Annotated in this window: 14 protein-coding genes and 1 tRNA gene; 11 read left to right on the top strand and 4 right to left on the bottom strand. The window is 64.2% G+C overall.

From position 1 onward, the window contains the following. The first annotated feature begins 103 nt into the window (after positions 1 to 103). From MRY80_RS23425 to MRY80_RS23405, 5 genes are read left to right on the top strand one after another with little or no spacing between them, the layout of a single operon-like run. Positions 104 to 1,408: a phosphopantetheine-binding protein gene (locus tag MRY80_RS23425; protein ID WP_293293686.1), complete on the top strand. Its 1,305-nt coding sequence runs from the start codon at positions 104 to 106 to the stop codon at positions 1,406 to 1,408. Continuing rightward, positions 1,405 to 2,883 carry a class I adenylate-forming enzyme family protein gene (locus tag MRY80_RS23420; protein ID WP_293293684.1) on the top strand — a complete coding sequence of 493 codons (1,479 nt, stop codon included), beginning with the start codon at positions 1,405 to 1,407 and terminating at the stop codon, positions 2,881 to 2,883. Before MRY80_RS23425 ends, MRY80_RS23420 begins: the two co-directional genes overlap by 4 nt. Before the next feature lie 38 nt (positions 2,884 to 2,921). Beyond that, positions 2,922 to 3,947 carry a TRAP transporter substrate-binding protein DctP gene (gene dctP / locus MRY80_RS23415; protein ID WP_293293682.1) on the top strand — a complete coding sequence of 342 codons (1,026 nt, stop codon included), beginning with the start codon at positions 2,922 to 2,924 and terminating at the stop codon, positions 3,945 to 3,947. A gap of 47 nt (positions 3,948 to 3,994) precedes the next feature. Further along, entirely contained in the window at positions 3,995 to 4,483 is a 489-nt protein-coding gene (locus tag MRY80_RS23410) for a TRAP transporter small permease subunit (protein ID WP_293293680.1), read from the top strand. Then, complete coding sequence (locus MRY80_RS23405; protein WP_293293678.1) at positions 4,480 to 5,778, top strand: TRAP transporter large permease; 1,299 nt, start codon at positions 4,480 to 4,482, stop codon at positions 5,776 to 5,778. Before MRY80_RS23410 ends, MRY80_RS23405 begins: the two co-directional genes overlap by 4 nt. Before the next feature lie 131 nt (positions 5,779 to 5,909). Here the strand turns inward: MRY80_RS23405 and MRY80_RS23400 are convergent. Then, positions 5,910 to 5,985, bottom strand: a tRNA-Ala gene (locus MRY80_RS23400). 90 nt (positions 5,986 to 6,075) lie between these two features. Continuing rightward, entirely contained in the window at positions 6,076 to 6,495 is a 420-nt protein-coding gene (locus tag MRY80_RS23395; RefSeq protein ID WP_293293676.1) for a TIGR02300 family protein, read from the bottom strand. A gap of 225 nt (positions 6,496 to 6,720) precedes the next feature. On the opposite strand from MRY80_RS23395, the gene aroA reads away from it, so the two are divergent. The 5 genes from aroA (at position 6,721) to MRY80_RS23370 (ending at position 12,020) form a co-directional block, all read left to right on the top strand. Next, positions 6,721 to 8,079 (top strand): 3-phosphoshikimate 1-carboxyvinyltransferase, encoded by a 1,359-nt coding sequence (gene aroA, locus MRY80_RS23390; protein WP_293293674.1) that lies wholly within the window; start codon positions 6,721 to 6,723, stop codon positions 8,077 to 8,079. After that, positions 8,076 to 8,714: a (d)CMP kinase gene (gene cmk, locus MRY80_RS23385; protein WP_293293672.1), complete on the top strand. Its 639-nt coding sequence runs from the start codon at positions 8,076 to 8,078 to the stop codon at positions 8,712 to 8,714. Before aroA ends, cmk begins: the two co-directional genes overlap by 4 nt. A 139-nt stretch (positions 8,715 to 8,853) precedes the next feature. Then, on the top strand, positions 8,854 to 10,554 hold the full coding sequence (gene rpsA / locus MRY80_RS23380) for a 30S ribosomal protein S1 (RefSeq protein ID WP_293293671.1): 1,701 nt from the start codon (positions 8,854 to 8,856) through the stop codon (positions 10,552 to 10,554). A gap of 129 nt (positions 10,555 to 10,683) precedes the next feature. After that, positions 10,684 to 11,025, top strand: coding sequence for a DUF6665 family protein (locus tag MRY80_RS23375; RefSeq protein ID WP_293293670.1), 342 nt, complete (start codon positions 10,684 to 10,686; stop codon positions 11,023 to 11,025). 26 nt (positions 11,026 to 11,051) lie between these two features. Beyond that, positions 11,052 to 12,020, top strand: a complete 969-nt coding sequence (locus tag MRY80_RS23370) for a 2-dehydropantoate 2-reductase N-terminal domain-containing protein (RefSeq protein ID WP_293293669.1) — start codon at positions 11,052 to 11,054, stop codon at positions 12,018 to 12,020. Between the two features lie 10 nt (positions 12,021 to 12,030). On the opposite strand, the gene MRY80_RS23365 is transcribed toward MRY80_RS23370, so the two are convergent. Continuing rightward, positions 12,031 to 12,717, bottom strand: coding sequence for an HAD-IA family hydrolase (locus MRY80_RS23365; protein WP_293293668.1), 687 nt, complete (start codon positions 12,715 to 12,717; stop codon positions 12,031 to 12,033). A gap of 8 nt (positions 12,718 to 12,725) precedes the next feature. Further along, the gene (locus tag MRY80_RS23360) at positions 12,726 to 13,355 is read right to left on the bottom strand and encodes a ribonuclease D (protein ID WP_293293667.1); all 630 of its coding nucleotides are present in this window, start codon (positions 13,353 to 13,355) and stop codon (positions 12,726 to 12,728) included. A gap of 262 nt (positions 13,356 to 13,617) precedes the next feature. Here MRY80_RS23360 and MRY80_RS23355 point away from each other — a divergent pair, with 262 nt between their 5' ends. Next, positions 13,618 to 15,996 (top strand): glycogen/starch/alpha-glucan phosphorylase, encoded by a 2,379-nt coding sequence (locus tag MRY80_RS23355; RefSeq protein WP_293293666.1) that lies wholly within the window; start codon positions 13,618 to 13,620, stop codon positions 15,994 to 15,996. Positions 15,997 to 16,053 lie beyond the last annotated feature (57 nt).

The raw sequence follows: 16,053 nt of genomic DNA, 5'->3' as shown, positions 1-16,053 counted from the left end.
ACTTGCTCCCCTTGCGGTCAAAAGGACTTTTCTTGGCACGAAGCGCTTCGCATTGTATGCCTTTCCTGACGCAAAGTTCGAGGTGAGATTCGGGGATTGGCAATTGGGTCAGCGCAAGCCTAGGGATTTCCTTGATCTCGATGAATACGTCCCTCCGTCCAGCACTCTTGAACAGAAACTGACGGAGATCTGGGCGGACATCTTCGAGCTCGACCGCGTTGGCGTCGAAGACGATTTTTTTGAACTCGGCGGAGACTCGCTGGTCGCGGAGGGCCTTGCGATCGCACTGGGTTCGACCTTCAACATCGCGTTCAAGCAGAGCCAGTTGCTGGACATCAACACGCCGCGCAAGTTGGCCGTGCTGGTTGCCGGACTTCAGGGCAAGGCCCCGTCGGAACTCCCCGGCAATCTGACCAGCATCAACGCCGAGGGAAACAAGACGCCGATCTTCCTCGTCCACGGAAATGCCGGCATGGCGTTCCTGCGGCCCGAATTCCGCGCGGCGATCGACCCGCAGCAGCCGATCTACATCTTTCACGCCGTCGGCTTCGACGGCGCCGCCGAGCCGCTTGGCCGGGTCGAGGATATCGCAGAGGCCTATCTGCGGATGATGCTGGATGTCCGGCCGAACGGACCTTGGATCCTGGGAGCCCTGTGCGCCGGGGGGTGGATCGCTGTTGAAATGGTCCGGCTGATGGAGGCCGAGGGTATCAAGCCCGACAAGGTGATCCTGATCGATCCGGTGATCCAGAAGACGCAGAAGGACGCGTATCGGACGGTCCAGCTTTCGCGCTTGACGCTCCCGGTTCCTTCCGGCGTCTTGAACCGGATTGCCGACGAGACCATCAGCCTGGTGAGCAAGCTCTATGTCTTCGCGAATACCGGCGTCTTCATCGAGGAAAGAAGTCCGGAAGCGATCAGAAACGAGCGGGTCCGGGATTTCATCGTTCGCAGATATCTCGATGCCGCCAACCAGCGCCCCAGCGCCAAGCGCTTCGTCAAGCGCCTGCTCGGCCGCGCGCCCGTCAGGCGCGACAGGACAGATGTCGATCCAAAGCTGGTCGAGCAGTCCCGCAGCGAACACGGGGCCTTGACGCGGGTGATGCTCAAACACGCATTCCGTGCCCACGTCGTCAAACCGTCCGATCATCCCGTGATCATCATCGGCAACGAGAAGCTGAACCGGGCCATGACGGACCCGGATTTCCCGATCAACCGGACGCTGCCCAACAGGAAGATCATCGTCTCCGGCGAAAACCACGCGCAGGCGGTGAGATCTCCGGTCACGGCGCGCATCCTGCAGAGACTGATCGACGGGGAGGACCCGGACGTCCTCGCGCGTCAGGTGGATCAATTGCGCGTCGATCTCGCCCCGGCAGCCGATGAAGAACGGCAATACGCGACATGAGCAATTTCAACCTGATCGACAGCATCATGGGAATCGCCGCGTCGGCACCTGACCGCGAAGCGATCGCAACCCCAAGCTCCAGCTTCACCTATGCCGAACTCGTAAGAAGCGCGAACAGGACCGCACGGCATCTCGGCAGGCACGGCGTCGTGCCGGGCGATCGCGTCGCGATTGCGCTGCCGAAGCCGGACCAGGCCCTGATCGTCCTCCTGGCAACATGGCTGGTCGGCGCGACCGGCATGATGGTCGACTTCCGGGCAAGGCGGCAGGAGAAGGCGGCCCTGGCGCAGTCCTTCAACGTCCGCGCGATCGTGGAGCCGCGCGCGTCCGCCAGGGACGGCGAATATCTGTCGGTCGCTACCGGCGACAGCCTCCTCGATACGGTGATGGCGGAAAGCGACGACATCCTCTTTCGGCCCGCCGAGGCGCATCCCGCCTTCATCATTCGCTCGTCCGGCACGACCGGGACGCCCGTCGGCGTGGTGTTCAATCACGAGACGGCGATGCGCCTGCACTGGACCTATTCGCAGTACTATCTCGGCTCCGGCCGCGGGCTGATGGTTCACGCGGTGCCGCTGTTCTACGCGGGCGGGATCATGAGGAACATCTCGCAGATTCTCGACGGCAGCCCGACCTACATCATGCCGCCGATTTCCTCTGCAGAAGAGATTGCCGACGAGTTCCTCTCCCGCAAAGCCCGGCAGACATTTGTCGTCCCTCCGCAACTCTTCGGCCTACTGGAACTGTCGAGCGGCCGCACCGAGCCGATGTTTCCAAATCTCACGGCTCTCGGAGGCGCCGGCGGCACGTTCCCCGCCGAGACCATCGTCCGGGCCTACAGGGAGCTTTCCCGTGAGGTGCGCATTTCCTACGGGTCGAGCTACTGCGGCATCGTTTCGTCGCTCTACGGAGAGGACATCCTCCAGAAGCCGGAATCGGTAGGTCGGCCGAACAGGCACGGGCTCGTCAGGATCACCGACATGGAGGGCAACGAACTGCCGCGCGGCGAACCCGGCCTGATCGGCGTGCGCAACCCCACGATCGCCGACGGCATCATCGGAGAGCGTCGCGAACTGTCCGACCGCTTGATCGACGGCTGGGCGATCCCCGGAGATCTGGGCGTTCTCGACGAAGAGGGTTTCCTCACCCTGACGGGGCGCGCGTCAGACATGATCGTTCGGAAGGGCGTGAACATCTTCCCGCGCGAAATCGAGAGCACGCTGGAGCGCCTGGACGCGATCATGGAGGCCGCCGCGGTGGGCTTCCGCGACGAGGAGCAGGCCGAGCGTCTGGCCTTGTTCGTCACGGTCAAGCCCGGCGTGACGCTGGAGACGCTGAGCGGCCAGGTCCATGCCAGCCTGGTCGCGGACAAGCGCCCCGACGTCATCCACATCGTCGCAAGCCTGCCGAGAAACGATGCGGGAAAGGTACTGAAGCGCGTTCTCGTCGAAACGCTGTCACCGGTCGAATCCTGACCACGCAATCCACCCTTCGAACTGGAGTCTCACAAGCGATGAAAAACCTTCCCCGTCTCGTGACGTTAGCGTTCGCCGCGGCGATCTCCCTTGTTGGCGCCGCCGCGCAGGCACAGGACACCATCACCTTGCGCCTGGCCAATTTCGCCTCCGCTTCCGGCGGCATGGGCCGGGCGCTCGACACCTACGCCAAGCAACTGGAAGAGCGTTCGGGCGGCAGGATCAAGGCCGAGGTCTTCCACGGATCGTCCATGGGGCCGGCCCCGAAACATTACGACCTGGTCCGGACCGGCGTCGCCGACATCGCGATGTTCGTGACCTCCTATACGCCGGGCCGTTTCACGAAGACCGACCTGTTCGCCCTTCCGAACATACTCGCCAACGCCAGGACCGATGCGGATTCGACGAGCACGGTGCAGGAGGTTGCGGAAGAGGCGCTCTATCCGGAATATGAGGGTGTCCGCATGTTGTGGCTCGCCGCCCTTTCGCAGGACCGGCTGTTCACGACCAACGCACCGGTGCGCACGTTGGAGGACATCAAGGGCAAGCGGATACGGGTGACCAGCAAGTCGGGCCAGGCGGTGCTGCGCGCGGTCGGCGCCGACCCGATCAGCATTCCGGCCGGCGAAGTCGCCGAGGGGCTGCAGAAGAATTCGCTCGACGGTCTGCACGCCTCGCGCGGGACGGTCTGGGCCCTGAAGGTCGGAGACCTGGTCGACTACCAGACCCCGCTGCTCAAGATCCATCTCCTGGTCGGCCTGGCGATCAACCCGACGACCTATGACAATCTTCCAGACGACCTGAAACCGCTCATCGACGACCTTGGCGGCCCGGAAAGCGCGACGGATTTCGTCAAGGCGTATGACGAGGAAAACCCGATGGTCAACGAGTATGTCGAGACGATCGACCTTGAAGCCGTCGAGCCGGATGCCGCGCTGGTCGAGGCCGTCGCAAAGGCGTCTGAAGCCTATAATGACGAATTGCTTTCCGAGCTCGAAGCCGAACATCCCGACTTGCGCGCCCTCTATGACCGCATCCGCGCGCTGGACCAGGCGCGGAACTGAAGGCCGGGCGTCGCGCACTTGATCGAGGTTTCTGACCGGTCGTGAACTTGCTTCTCGAACGCCTGGCGGGTGCGCTCGTTCTCATCGCGGCGATCTGCCTCGTCGCGATGGTCGGGCTCATCGTCGCCGACGTGACACTCGGCAACCTTCTCGGCGCGCGCATTTTCGGTGCCTACGAGATCGTCGCGCTTCTGATGGCGCCGGTCGCATTCCTGCCGATCGCCCGGACCCTGCTCAAGGACGGTCAAATCACGGTGGAGATCGTCGATGCCCTGCTGCCGGGCCGGGCAATCCAGCTCTTGCGGGTGTTCGGGCTTGCCGGGATGCTCGTCTTCGCCGCCATGCTCGCGATCTTCATGTACACGCCGATGATGGACACGGTGCGCTATGGCGAATTCACGCCTGACCGCGAAATCCCGATGATCGTGAAGCTGGGCCCGATCTTCATCGCCCTGTGTGTCGCGGCCCTTTGCGCTGCCTTCCTGCTGGTGCGCGAGACCCTGAAACTGTTGCGGTGGAAAGGGGAGCGGGCATGACGCCACTCGAGGTCGGCATCGCCGGCATCGTGGTCCTGACGGTCCTTATCCTGCTCCGGTTTCCGCTGGGCGCGGCGATGGGGCTGGTGGGGTTCGGCGGCTACATGGCGATCGCCGGATGGGATCGGACCGTCTATCTGATCGGCGTCACGCCGGAAACCCTTGCCAGCCATGGCTTCGCCGTCCTGCCGCTCTTCATCCTGGTCGGATCGATTGCGACCGCGAGCGGAATGTCCAAGGAGATATATGCGGCCGCCAACGCGCTGACGGCCGGCCGGCGCGGCGGCCTGGCGATCGCCACCGTCGGCGGCTGCGCCGGCTTTTCGTCGATCTGCGGCTCTTCCATCGCGACGGCCGGAACCTTCGCGCCGATCTGCGTGCCCGAAATGCGCAGATACGGATACGATATCCGCATCGCCGCCGGCTCTGTGGCGGCGGGCGGGACACTCGGCATCCTGATCCCGCCATCCGGCGTCATGGTGATCTATGCGCTCGCAGCCCAGGAATCGGTGCCGGCGCTGTTCGCCGCCGGCATGCTTCCCGGCGTGTTGCTCACCGCGCTCTTCGTCGCCGTCATCTTCATCATCACCCGGATCCGCCCGGCCTGGATGCCCGCCAGCGAGCCGATGCCGATTCGCGAGCGAATGCGGCCCCTCCTGCCGACCTGGAAGATGCTCTTCCTGTTCACGATCGCGGTCGGCGGCATCTATTCCGGGTGGTTCAGCCCGACCGAGGCGGCGGGCGTCGCGGCGTTTGCCGCCGTCGTCATTGCGCGCCTGACCGGCAACCTCACATGGCGCGATTTCGTCAACAGCCTCGTGGAGACGCTGACCACCACGTCAATGCTGATGTTCGCGCTGGTCGGTGCCTGGTTCTTTTCCTATTTCATGGCGCTGACGCGCATTCCCCACGCGCTTGTCGATGCGATCACGCAGGCAGATCCCTCGCCGCAACTCGTGATCATCTGCATCCTGGCCTTTTACGTCGTCCTCGGTTGCTTCCTCGATTCCATCTCGATCATCCTCGTGACGATCCCCGTCTTCCTGCCGGTGGTCACAGCCCTGGGCTACGATCCGGTCTGGTACGGCGTCATCATGGTCATCGTCGTGGAGATGGGGCTGATCACCCCGCCCGTCGGGCTGAACGCCTTCATCATCAAGGGCCAGTTGCCCGACGTACCACTGGCGAAGATATTCGCGGGCATCGTGCCATTCCTGGCCGCGCATCTCGTGCTGATCGCACTGCTGCTTCAGTTCCCCGCAATCGCGCTCTGGCTGCCTTCGGTTCTCTATTAGCGGCGAGACCGAAACCCTGCGATTCGTTCCGCTCGATGGACCGACCCGCGTCGCATGACGCGCGCCAATCGGAACGAGCAAGGGAAGACGTCTTGTGAGGAATTTGGGAAATCAGTGATTTCCCGGAGATTTGGTGGAGCCAAGGGGAGTCGAACCCCTGACCTCTACAATGCCATTGTAGCGCTCTCCCAACTGAGCTATGGCCCCGTCCGTTTCGCGGCAGGCTTGGGACGCCTGCGGACCGCGGTCAGATACATTCGCGCCGCGACAAGATCAAGTCCCCGCGACGCGCTTTTCTCAGCTTTCGTCGTCGTCGCCGCCGCCGACGTCGATGATGCCGCTGACATCGTCCTCGTCTTCGTCTTCGTCGTCGGCGAGGAAGGTGTCGTCGTCGTCGTCGTCGTCGATGTCGATTTCGTCGTCGGTGTTGTCGCCGAGATCCGGAAGGTTGTCGTCCTTGCCGGAATCATCCTCTTCCGCATCCTCCAAAGACACGACATCGGCGTCCGTGGAATCGTCCTCGTCTTCCGCTTCCGCCGACGCTTCCGCGGTTTCTTCGGCCTTTTCCTCGATCACTTCGGACTTGGTGTCGTCGAAGAAGGAGAGCGGATAACTCTTGCCCGTATAGGGAGAGATGATCGGATCCTTGTTGAGATCGTAGAATTTGCGGCCCGTCTCGGGGCAGATGCGCTTGGTTCCAAGTTCCGGTTTAGCCACGGTCGCGTCCTTGATGCATTCCTGCGTTCCCCCGAAATTCGGAAGTGGAACGATGGTTCTCTTGTCCTGAAAAATATCGTCGGTCCATAGCGACAAAGAAAATTCCTGTCAAAGGCGAAATCGCTTCGCACCGTTGCGTTTTTCCACACGGGCGGCGAGGTGATTTCGTCGCGATCCTGTGTTAGGCCGCGCCCGGCCCTTCAATCAACCGCCGGGACTGCATCCGTGTCGACATCGCTTCAGCCAACGCCTGCCCTGTCGCGGCCGTCCTCGTCCCTGTCGGGAACCGTGCGCGTGCCGGGCGACAAATCGGTCTCGCATCGGGCCTTGATGCTGGGCGGTCTCGCGGCCGGCGAAACGCGGATCAGCGGCCTCCTGGAGGGCGACGACGTGCTGGCGACCGCCGCGGCGATGCGCGCGATGGGCGCGCAGATCCACCAGGACGGCGCCGAATGGGTCGTCCACGGCGTCGGCAATGGCTGCCTGCTGGAGCCGGAGGCCGCGCTCGATTTCGGCAATGCCGGCACCGGCTCGCGCCTGACCATGGGCCTCGTCGGCACCTACGACATGGAAACGCGCTTCGTCGGCGACGCATCGCTGTCGCGTCGGCCGATGGGCCGCGTGCTCGATCCGCTGCGCCAGATGGGCGTCCAGGTGGAGGCGAGCGCGGGCGACCGCCTGCCGCTGACGCTGCACGGGCCGCGCACGGCCAATCCGATCACCTATCGCGTGCCGGTGGCGTCCGCGCAGGTGAAGTCCGCCGTCTTGCTCGCCGGCCTCAACGCGCCCGGCATCACCACCGTGATCGAGCCGGTGATGACGCGCGATCACACCGAAAACATGCTGAAGGCCTTCGGTGCCGGGATCGAGATCCACGGCGACGCCAACGGCGCGCGGCACATCGCCGTCGAAGGCCAGGGCACGCTTGCCGGACAGCGCGTGACCGTGCCGGGCGACCCGTCTTCCGCCGCCTTCCTGATCGTCGCAGCGCTGGTCACGCATGGTTCGGACGTCACGATCGAGAACGTGATGATGAACCCGACCCGCACCGGGCTGATCACGACGCTTCTGGAGATGGGCGCCGTGATCGAGGTGACGAACGAACGCCAGACCGGCGGCGAGGACGTCGCCGACCTGCGGGTGCGCGCCTCCGACCTCAAGGGGATCGAGGTGCCGGCCGAGCGCGCTCCCTCGATGATCGACGAGTATCCGATCCTCGCCGTGGCGGCGAGTTTTGCCGAAGGCGAGACGCTGATGGCGGGCATCGAGGAATTGCGGGTCAAGGAAAGCGACCGCCTGGCGGCGGTGGCGAATGCGCTGGAGGTCAACGGCGTCACCTGTTCGGCGGGGCGCGACTGGCTGAAGGTGACCGGGCATCCCGGCGGCAAGGGGCTGGGCGCGATGACGGCCGATGCCGTCGTGGAGACGCATCTCGACCATCGCATTGCGATGAGCTTCCTCGTCTTCGGCCTCGCCGCCGAACATGGCGCGCGGATCGACGATTGTGCGATGATCGCGACGAGCTTCCCGGGTTTCCTGGACCTGATGGCGGGGCTCGGAGCCGCAATGCAGGTCGATCCATGAGCTTCACCATCGCCATCGACGGGCCGGCGGCATCCGGGAAGGGAACGCTGGCGCGGCGCATCGCCGCCCATTACGGGTTCCGCCACCTGGACACCGGACTGACCTACCGCGCCGTCGCCAAGGCGCTGATGGATGCCGGCCAGCCCCTCGATGACGAAGCCGCCGCGATCGAGGCGGCGCAGCGTTTCGATATCGCCGACATGCGCCGCGACGTACTCGCCGACCACACGATCGGCGAGGCGGCGTCGAAGGTCGCGGTCATGACCGCCGTCCGCCGCGTCCTGGTCCAGCGACAGCGTGTCTTCGCGGCCCGCCCGCCGGGCGCGGTGCTCGACGGTCGCGACATCGGCACGGTGGTCTGCCCGGACGCGCCGGTGAAACTCTATGTCACGGCTTCCGCGCAGGTGCGGGCGCGTCGGCGCTTCCACGAAATCCTCGGCAATGGCGGCGAGGCGGAAGAGGCCGTCATTCTCGCCGACATCGAGAAGCGCGACGAACGCGACATGAACCGCGCCGATTCGCCTTTGAAACCCGCGGAGGATGCGCACTTGCTTGATACGTCGGAAATGACTATAGAAGCCGCGTTCCAGGCCGCTCGAACGATCATTGACGCGCGTCTGAACGAAAGCAGCTAACAAATTCCGAACAGCGGTCACCGCGCCGGATTTTGGCCCGAGACACGATACGAGGGCCGGATCGCCATTTGGAACAGTGCAACACCAACCGCCGGCGCCTGTGCCCGATGTATCATTCCGGGCCTCTCCAGGAGTATCAATGTCAGATATGAATCCCAGCATGGAGGACTTCGCCGCCCTCCTCGAACAATCCTTTGAAGAGCGCGACACCGCAGAAGGCTCCGTCGTCAAGGGAACCATCACGGCAATCGAAAAAGACATGGCGATTGTCGATGTCGGCCTGAAGGTTGAAGGCCGCATCGCGCTGAAGGAGTTCGGAGCGAAAGCCAAGGACGGCTCGCTCAATGTCGGCGACACCGTCGAAGTTTACGTCGAGCGCGTCGAGAACGCGCTGGGTGAAGCGGTCCTGTCGCGCGAGAAAGCGCGCCGCGAGGAAAGCTGGGTCAAGCTCGAAGCCAAGTTCGAGGCCGGCGAGCGCGTCGAAGGCGTCATCTTCAACCAGGTCAAGGGCGGCTTCACCGTCGATCTCGACGGCGCCGTGGCCTTCCTGCCGCGCAGCCAGGTCGACATCCGTCCGGTTCGCGACGTCACCCCGCTGATGCACAACCCGCAGCCCTTCGAAATCCTCAAGATGGACAAGCGCCGCGGCAACATCGTCGTCTCGCGCCGCACCGTTCTCGAAGAGAGCCGCGCCGAGCAGCGTTCGGAAATCGTCCAGAACCTCGAAGAGGGCCAGACGGTCGAAGGCGTCGTCAAGAACATCACCGACTACGGCGCGTTCGTGGATCTGGGTGGCATCGACGGCCTGCTGCACGTCACCGACATGGCCTGGCGCCGCGTCAACCATCCGTCGGAAATCCTGTCGATCGGCCAGACCGTCAAGGTCCAGATCATCCGCATCAACCAGGAAACCCACCGTATCTCGCTCGGCATGAAGCAGCTTCAGGCCGATCCGTGGGACGGCATCGGCGCCAACTATCCGGTCGGCAAGAAGATCAAGGGCACGGTCACCAACATCACCGATTACGGTGCGTTCGTGGAGATCGAGCCGGGCATCGAAGGCCTCATCCACGTCTCCGAAATGTCGTGGACGAAGAAGAACGTCCATCCGGGCAAGATCCTCTCCACCTCGCAGGAAGTGGAAGTGGTGGTGCTCGAGGTCGACCCGCAGAAGCGCCGCATCTCGCTTGGCCTCAAGCAGACGCTGGAAAATCCGTGGGAAGCCTTCGCGCACACCCATCCGACCGGCGCGGTCGTCGAGGGCGAAGTCAAGAACAAGACCGAATTCGGCCTGTTCATCGGCCTAGACGGCGACGTCGACGGCATGGTGCACCTCTCCGATCTCGACTGGAACATGCCTGGCGAACAGGCCATCGAGAACTACAACAAGGGCGACATGGTTCAGGCCGTCGTGCTTGACGTGGACGTGGACAAGGAGCGCATCTCGCTCGGCATCAAGCAGCTTGGCCGCGACAAGATCGGCGAAGCCGCTGCGTCAGGCGACCTGCGCAAGAACGCGGTCGTGACCGCCGAAGTCACCGCGGTGACCGATGGCGGCCTGGAGGTTCGTCTCGTCGACCACGACATCGACACCTTCATCCGTCGTTCCGACCTGTCGCGCGACCGCGACGAGCAGCGTCCGGAGCGTTTCGCCGTCGGCCAGAAGGTCGACGCCCGCGTCACGCAGTTCGACAAGAAGACCCGCCGCATCCAGATTTCCATCAAGGCGCTGGAAATCGCGGAAGAAAAGGAAGCCGTGGCGCAGTTCGGCTCGACCGATGCCGGCGCATCGCTCGGCGACATCCTCGGCGCGGCCCTGAAGAACCGCGACGGCAACTAAGCCTCGCGTTCGCACCGACGAAGCGAAACCCGCCGGACGGCAACGTCCGGCGGGTTTTTTCTTGGCCGCGCGCTTGACCCCGGGCGGCCGCGGCCCGATCTTAGACGTGTCAGTCCGTCCGGAACGAACATGCCTGCCGACCCTCCCCTCGCCCGCCGAAACGTCAACGCCCCTTCCGGCAAGGGGTTCGACGCGTTCGGCTACGAGATCATGGCGGAGACCGCCTCCGCGCTGGGGCGGATCGGGCGTGATCTGGAAGAAGCGCTGTCGGCGCTGCGCCGTCACGACGCCACGCCCGGCTCCAACCGGGACCGCGACGAACTGGTGCAGGAGGCGGCCGACAGGGCCTGGGTCCTGTTCATCCAGCGCGACTATCTGGGTCTGAAGACGGACCACCATCTGCGCGAGGCCTACGACATCCCGGGCGAGGTGATGAGGCGGGTCGGCGTGTTCAAGAAAAAGGCGTCCTGAGCGGCGCCGATCAATCGGGGGAATATATGCGTTTCATCATCTACGGGGTCGGCGCCATCGGCGGCGGCGTGGCCGGAAGCATGGCGCTCGCCGGCAAGGATGTCGTCGGGATCGCGCGCGGCGCGCAGCTCGACGCGATCCGGGCCGGCGGCCTGCGGGTGCGCACGCCGACGCATGACGCCGTCGCGACATTTCCCTGCGTGACCGATCCAGGCGAGATCGATTTCCGGCCGGACGACGTGATCTTCCTGACGATGAAGACGCAGGACACCAAGGCTGCGCTCGAAAGCCTTGAGCGCGCAGGCGTGCGGCGTCAGGCCATCGTCTGCCTGCAAAACGGCATCGAAAACGAGCGCATGGCGCTTCGCCATTTCGACAACGTCTATGCCGCCGTGGTGATGATGCCGGCCGACTTCGTCAAGCCCGGCGAAGTGGTGATCAATTGCGGGCCGAGCCGGGGCGTCTTCAATATCGGCCGCTATCCAAAAGGCGTCGACGCGCTGGCGGGCGAGATCGGCCGGGCGCTGGACGAGGCGGGCTTCGCGGTGTTTCCGGAAGCCGACGTCATGCCCGGCAAATACGGCAAGCTCCTGATGAATCTCAGCAACGTGCTCGACGCCGCGGCCGGGCAGGAAGCGCGCAAATCCGAACTCGCGAAGGCTGCGCGCGCCGAGGCCGAAGCCATGCTCGCGACGGCCAAGATCGGCGTCACCTCCGAATTCCGCCATGACGACCTGATGCGGATCAAGGAGGTTCCCGGCACGCGCCGCACCGGTTCCTCCTCCGCCCAGAGCCTTGTCCGCAAGGCGGGCTCGATCGAGACCAACTATCTGAACGGAGAAATCGTGCTGCTCGGCCGGCTGAACCTCGTGAACGTGCCGGTCAACAGTTACTTGTGCGACCTCGGCCGCCGGCTCGTCGCCGAAGGTATCGAACCGGGCAGCCTCTCCATGGAGGAGTTGCAGAAGGATTTCGAGCGCTTCACCGGCGCCTGACGCGTGCGGTTCAGGCCGCGCGCAGTTCCTCGGAAATCCAGTCCGACAGCGCCTCGTGGCTGTCGACTACCAGATCAGCGCCGGCCTCTTCCAGCATGTCTCCGTGGCCCTTGCGGCAATGCGAGCCTCCGGTGAACCCGATGACGAAATGGCCGGCCGCCTTGCCGCCGCGCACGCCGTTGACGCTGTCCTCGATGACGACGATGTCGTCGCCCGGCACCCGGCCCATGCAGTGCGCGGCATGCAGGAAGAGGTCCGGCGCGGGCTTGCCGTGCTCGACCATGTCGCCGGAATAGACGCCGTCGCCGAAGAAGCGCGAGAAGTCGATCAGGTCGAGCTTGCGATGCAGGAAACCGAGCTGTGTGGAAGAGGCGACGCAGCGGTCCAGCGTCAGCCGTTCCAGCATCGCTTCGGCGCCTTCGACGGGCTTCATTTCCTCCGACACGCGGCGGCGCGATTCCGACTTGAGCTTCTCGAAGCCCGCGTCGAGCAGCGGCTCGCCCGTTTCACGCAGGATCAGGCCGGCATATTTCGCCCGCCACTGCGCCGGTCCGAGCGCCATGAACTCGCGCACATAGCTGGCCCAGTCGACGGTGATGCCGAGTTCGCGCAGGAACGCCATTTCGACGTCGAGATAGATCACCTCGCTGTCGACCAGAACGCCGTCGAAGTCGAAAATCAGGAGCGGCGAAGCCATGGCGCTGCTCAACTGTGCGCGAAGATGTCTTCGTCGGCCCAGCCCATCAGGTCGAGGTCGGCGCGCACCGGCAGGAAGCGGAAGCAGGCCTCGGCCTGCCTGACGCGGTCCTCGCGCTGCAGCCGCTCCTCCAGCACCGCCTTGAGCGCGTGCAGGTGCAGGACGTCGGAGGCGGCATATTCGAGCTGCGCGTCGCTCAGTTTCGCGGCCGCCCAGTCGGAGGATTGCTGCTGCTTGGAGAGATCGACGCCGAGCAGTTCGCGGCAGATGTCCTTCAGCCCGTGACGATCCGTGTAGGTGCGGGTCAGGCGCGAGGCGATCTTGGTGCAGAAGACAGGCGAGGTGGTGACGCCGAAGGCCTGTTTCAGCATGGCGATGTCGAAGCGGCCGAAATGGAAGATCTTGGTCTTCTTCGAATCCCGCAGCAGCCTGACGAGGTTCGGCGCCTTCTTCTGTCCCTTGGCGATCTGCACGACGTCCGCCGTGCCGTCGCCCGGCGACAGCTGCACGACACAGAGCCGGTCGCGATGCGGGTTGAGCCCGAGCGTCTCGGTGTCGATGGCGATCGCGTCACCGTAACGGGCAAACGCCTCGTCGGTCAGATCGCCCTGGTGCAAACGGATGGTGGTGTCGGCCATGCGGCGCCCCTGCAGTCAAAAGGTCTGCCGCCTTCTAGAGCGGTTCGGCACGAAGGGGAAGCAATGTTGCTGACAAATAGTGGCGTGCGTGCAACACATTCCGTTTGGTCGAACCGATTTTTTGTGCGATGCGGCACGGGGCGACCATTCGGGTTGCGATGCGCACGGCAATGGCCAACATATCCCGTCGAACCGCCGAGGCCTCGGCGGCGCCTGCACCCGAACTCACGAGATCATTGCCGCCACCGGCAGGGAACAGACCATGACAGACGCCGATTTGCGCGAAAGCCTGTTGCACCACCTGAAATATTCGCTCGGCAAGGACCCGAAACACGCCAAGATCTACGACTGGCGCATGGCGCTGTCGCTGGCCGTGCGTGACCGCATCGTCGATCCGTGGTTCAACGCGACCCGCGCGACCTATGCCGGCCAGCACAAGCGCGTCTATTACCTGTCGATGGAGTTCCTGATCGGCCGCCTGCTGGAGGACGCGATCGTCAATCTCGGGCTTCTGGAGCGGGCGCAGTCGATCTTCGAGGATCTCGGCATCCCGCTGCAGGCGGTGGTCGAAAACGAACCGGACGCCGCGCTCGGCAATGGCGGCCTCGGCCGCCTGGCCGCGTGTTTCCTGGATTCGCTCTCAACGCTCGCCTGCCCGGCACATGGCTACGGCATCCGCTACGAACACGGCCTGTTCCGCCAGCGCTTCGTCGACGGCCGGCAGATCGAGGAACCGGAGACCTGGCTTTCCGGTACCCATGCCTGGGAATTCGAACGCCCGGAAGCCGCTTTCGAGATCGGCTATGGCGGCTCGGTTGTGGAAGCCGGCGATCGCGCCGTGTGGCAGCCCGCCGAACGCGTGATCGCCTCGGCGCACGACACTCCGATCATCGGCTGGCGCGGCAAGTGGGCCAACACGCTGCGCCTCTGGAACGCCAAACCGACCCGGATCTTCGATCTCGAACGCTTCAATCGCGGCGAATATGCCGCTGCCGCCGAACCGGAAGCGCTGGCGCGGACGATCTCGCGCGTGCTCTATCCCGACGACACGACCGACCAGGGCAAGACCCTGCGGCTGAAGCAGGAATTCTTCTTCACCGCGGCATCGCTGCGCGACGTCCTGCGCCGGTTCCTCACCGAATATGACGACCTGCGCAGATTGCCGAGCAAGGTCGCCATCCAGTTGAACGACACCCATCCGTCGATCGCCGGACCGGAACTGGTGCGCCTGCTGCATGACGAGAAGGGCCTGGAATTCGAGGAAGCCGTCGACATCGCGCGGGCCTGCCTGTCCTACACCAACCACACGCTTCTGCCGGAGGCGCTGGAGCGCTGGTCGGAAGGGCTGATGGGGTCGCTGCTCCCGCGCCACCTGCAGCTGATCGAGCGCATCGACGACCTGCATGCGCGGCGCAATCCGAGCCGCAAGCTGTCGATCATCGAGCACGACCACGTCAAGATGGGCGAATTGTCCTTCATCATGGCGCACAACGTGAACGGCGTGTCGGAGCTGCACACGGAGCTGATGAAGGAAACGGTCTTCGCCGAACTGAACCGGCTGCACCCCGAACGCATCGTCAACGAGACCAACGGCGTCACGCCGCGGCGCTGGCTGCTGTCGTGCAATCCCGCGCTGAGCGGCCTGATCGACAAGACGATCGGCAATGACTGGGTCGGCCATCTCGACCGGCTGACCGAGCTGGAGCCGCATATCGAGGACGCCGGCTTCCGCCACGAATTCGCCGCCGCCAAGAAGACGAACAAGACGGCGCTTGCGCATTTCGTGCGCGAGAGCGAAGGCATCATGATCGATCCGGATGCGATGTTCGACATCCAGATCAAGCGCATTCACGAATACAAGCGCCAGCATCTCAACATTCTGGAGACGATCGCGCTGTGGCGGGCGATGCGCGACAACCCCAATGCCGACTGGACCCCGCGGGTGAAGATCTTCGCGGGCAAGGCCGCGCCGGGCTATGTGTTCGCCAAGAAGATCATCCACCTGATCAACGACGTGGCACGTGTCGTCAACGCCGATCCGGTGACCTCGAAATTCCTGAAGGTCGCCTATCTGCCGAACTACAACGTCTCGCTGGCCGAGAAGCTGATCCCCGCCGCCGACCTGTCGGAACAGATCTCGACGGCCGGCAAGGAAGCGTCGGGCACCGGCAACATGAAGTTCGCGCTGAACGGCGCGCTGACCATCGGCACCCTCGACGGCGCCAATGTGGAAATCCGCGAACATGTCGGGCCGGACAATTTCTTCCTGTTCGGCATGACCGCCCCGGAAGTGGTGGCGCGGCGCGCGGTCGCCGAGCACGCACGCAAGGCGATCGAGGCGAGCCCGGAACTGGCCGGCGCCATCGCGGACATCGAAAAGGGCGTGTTCTCGGCGGGCGAGCCGGGCCGCTACGGCGACATCGTGGAGAACCTGCGCTGGTCCGACTATTTCCTCGTCTGCTCCGATTTCGCCGCCTATTACGACAAGCAGCGCGAAGTCGACACGGCATTCAAGGACGAGGACGCCTGGATGCACATGGCTGCGCTCAACACGGCGCGCACCGGGTGGTTCTCCTCCGACCGGACGATTCGCGGCTACATGAACGATATCTGGTCAGCGCAGTCCGTCGCGACAGATTGATCGCCTTTCCCGGCTTTTGACCCTTGCCATTCGGCGTCAGACGAATAGCCTGATGGA

The organism is Oricola sp., from assembly GCF_022763245.1.
Lineage (GTDB): Bacteria > Pseudomonadota > Alphaproteobacteria > Rhizobiales > Rhizobiaceae > Oricola.
The sequence above is the reverse complement of the archived record's forward strand: the minus strand, read 5'-3'. Positions and strand labels throughout refer to the sequence as shown.

What these genes read in the sequence shown, in the direction of transcription:
- MRY80_RS23405 (WP_293293678.1), top strand. Translation starts at nt 4,480, where the DNA reads ATGACGCCACTCGAGGTCGGCATCGCCGGCATCGTGGTCCTGACGGTC.
- MRY80_RS23355 (WP_293293666.1), top strand. Translation starts at nt 13,618, where the DNA reads ATGACAGACGCCGATTTGCGCGAAAGCCTGTTGCACCACCTGAAATAT.
- cmk (WP_293293672.1), top strand. Translation starts at nt 8,076, where the DNA reads ATGAGCTTCACCATCGCCATCGACGGGCCGGCGGCATCCGGGAAGGGA.
- MRY80_RS23365 (WP_293293668.1), bottom strand. Translation starts at nt 12,717, where the DNA reads ATGGCTTCGCCGCTCCTGATTTTCGACTTCGACGGCGTTCTGGTCGAC.
- MRY80_RS23420 (WP_293293684.1), top strand. Translation starts at nt 1,405, where the DNA reads ATGAGCAATTTCAACCTGATCGACAGCATCATGGGAATCGCCGCGTCG.
- MRY80_RS23360 (WP_293293667.1), bottom strand. Translation starts at nt 13,355, where the DNA reads ATGGCCGACACCACCATCCGTTTGCACCAGGGCGATCTGACCGACGAG.
- MRY80_RS23370 (WP_293293669.1), top strand. Translation starts at nt 11,052, where the DNA reads ATGCGTTTCATCATCTACGGGGTCGGCGCCATCGGCGGCGGCGTGGCC.
- MRY80_RS23375 (WP_293293670.1), top strand. Translation starts at nt 10,684, where the DNA reads ATGCCTGCCGACCCTCCCCTCGCCCGCCGAAACGTCAACGCCCCTTCC.
- rpsA (WP_293293671.1), top strand. Translation starts at nt 8,854, where the DNA reads ATGTCAGATATGAATCCCAGCATGGAGGACTTCGCCGCCCTCCTCGAA.
- dctP (WP_293293682.1), top strand. Translation starts at nt 2,922, where the DNA reads ATGAAAAACCTTCCCCGTCTCGTGACGTTAGCGTTCGCCGCGGCGATC.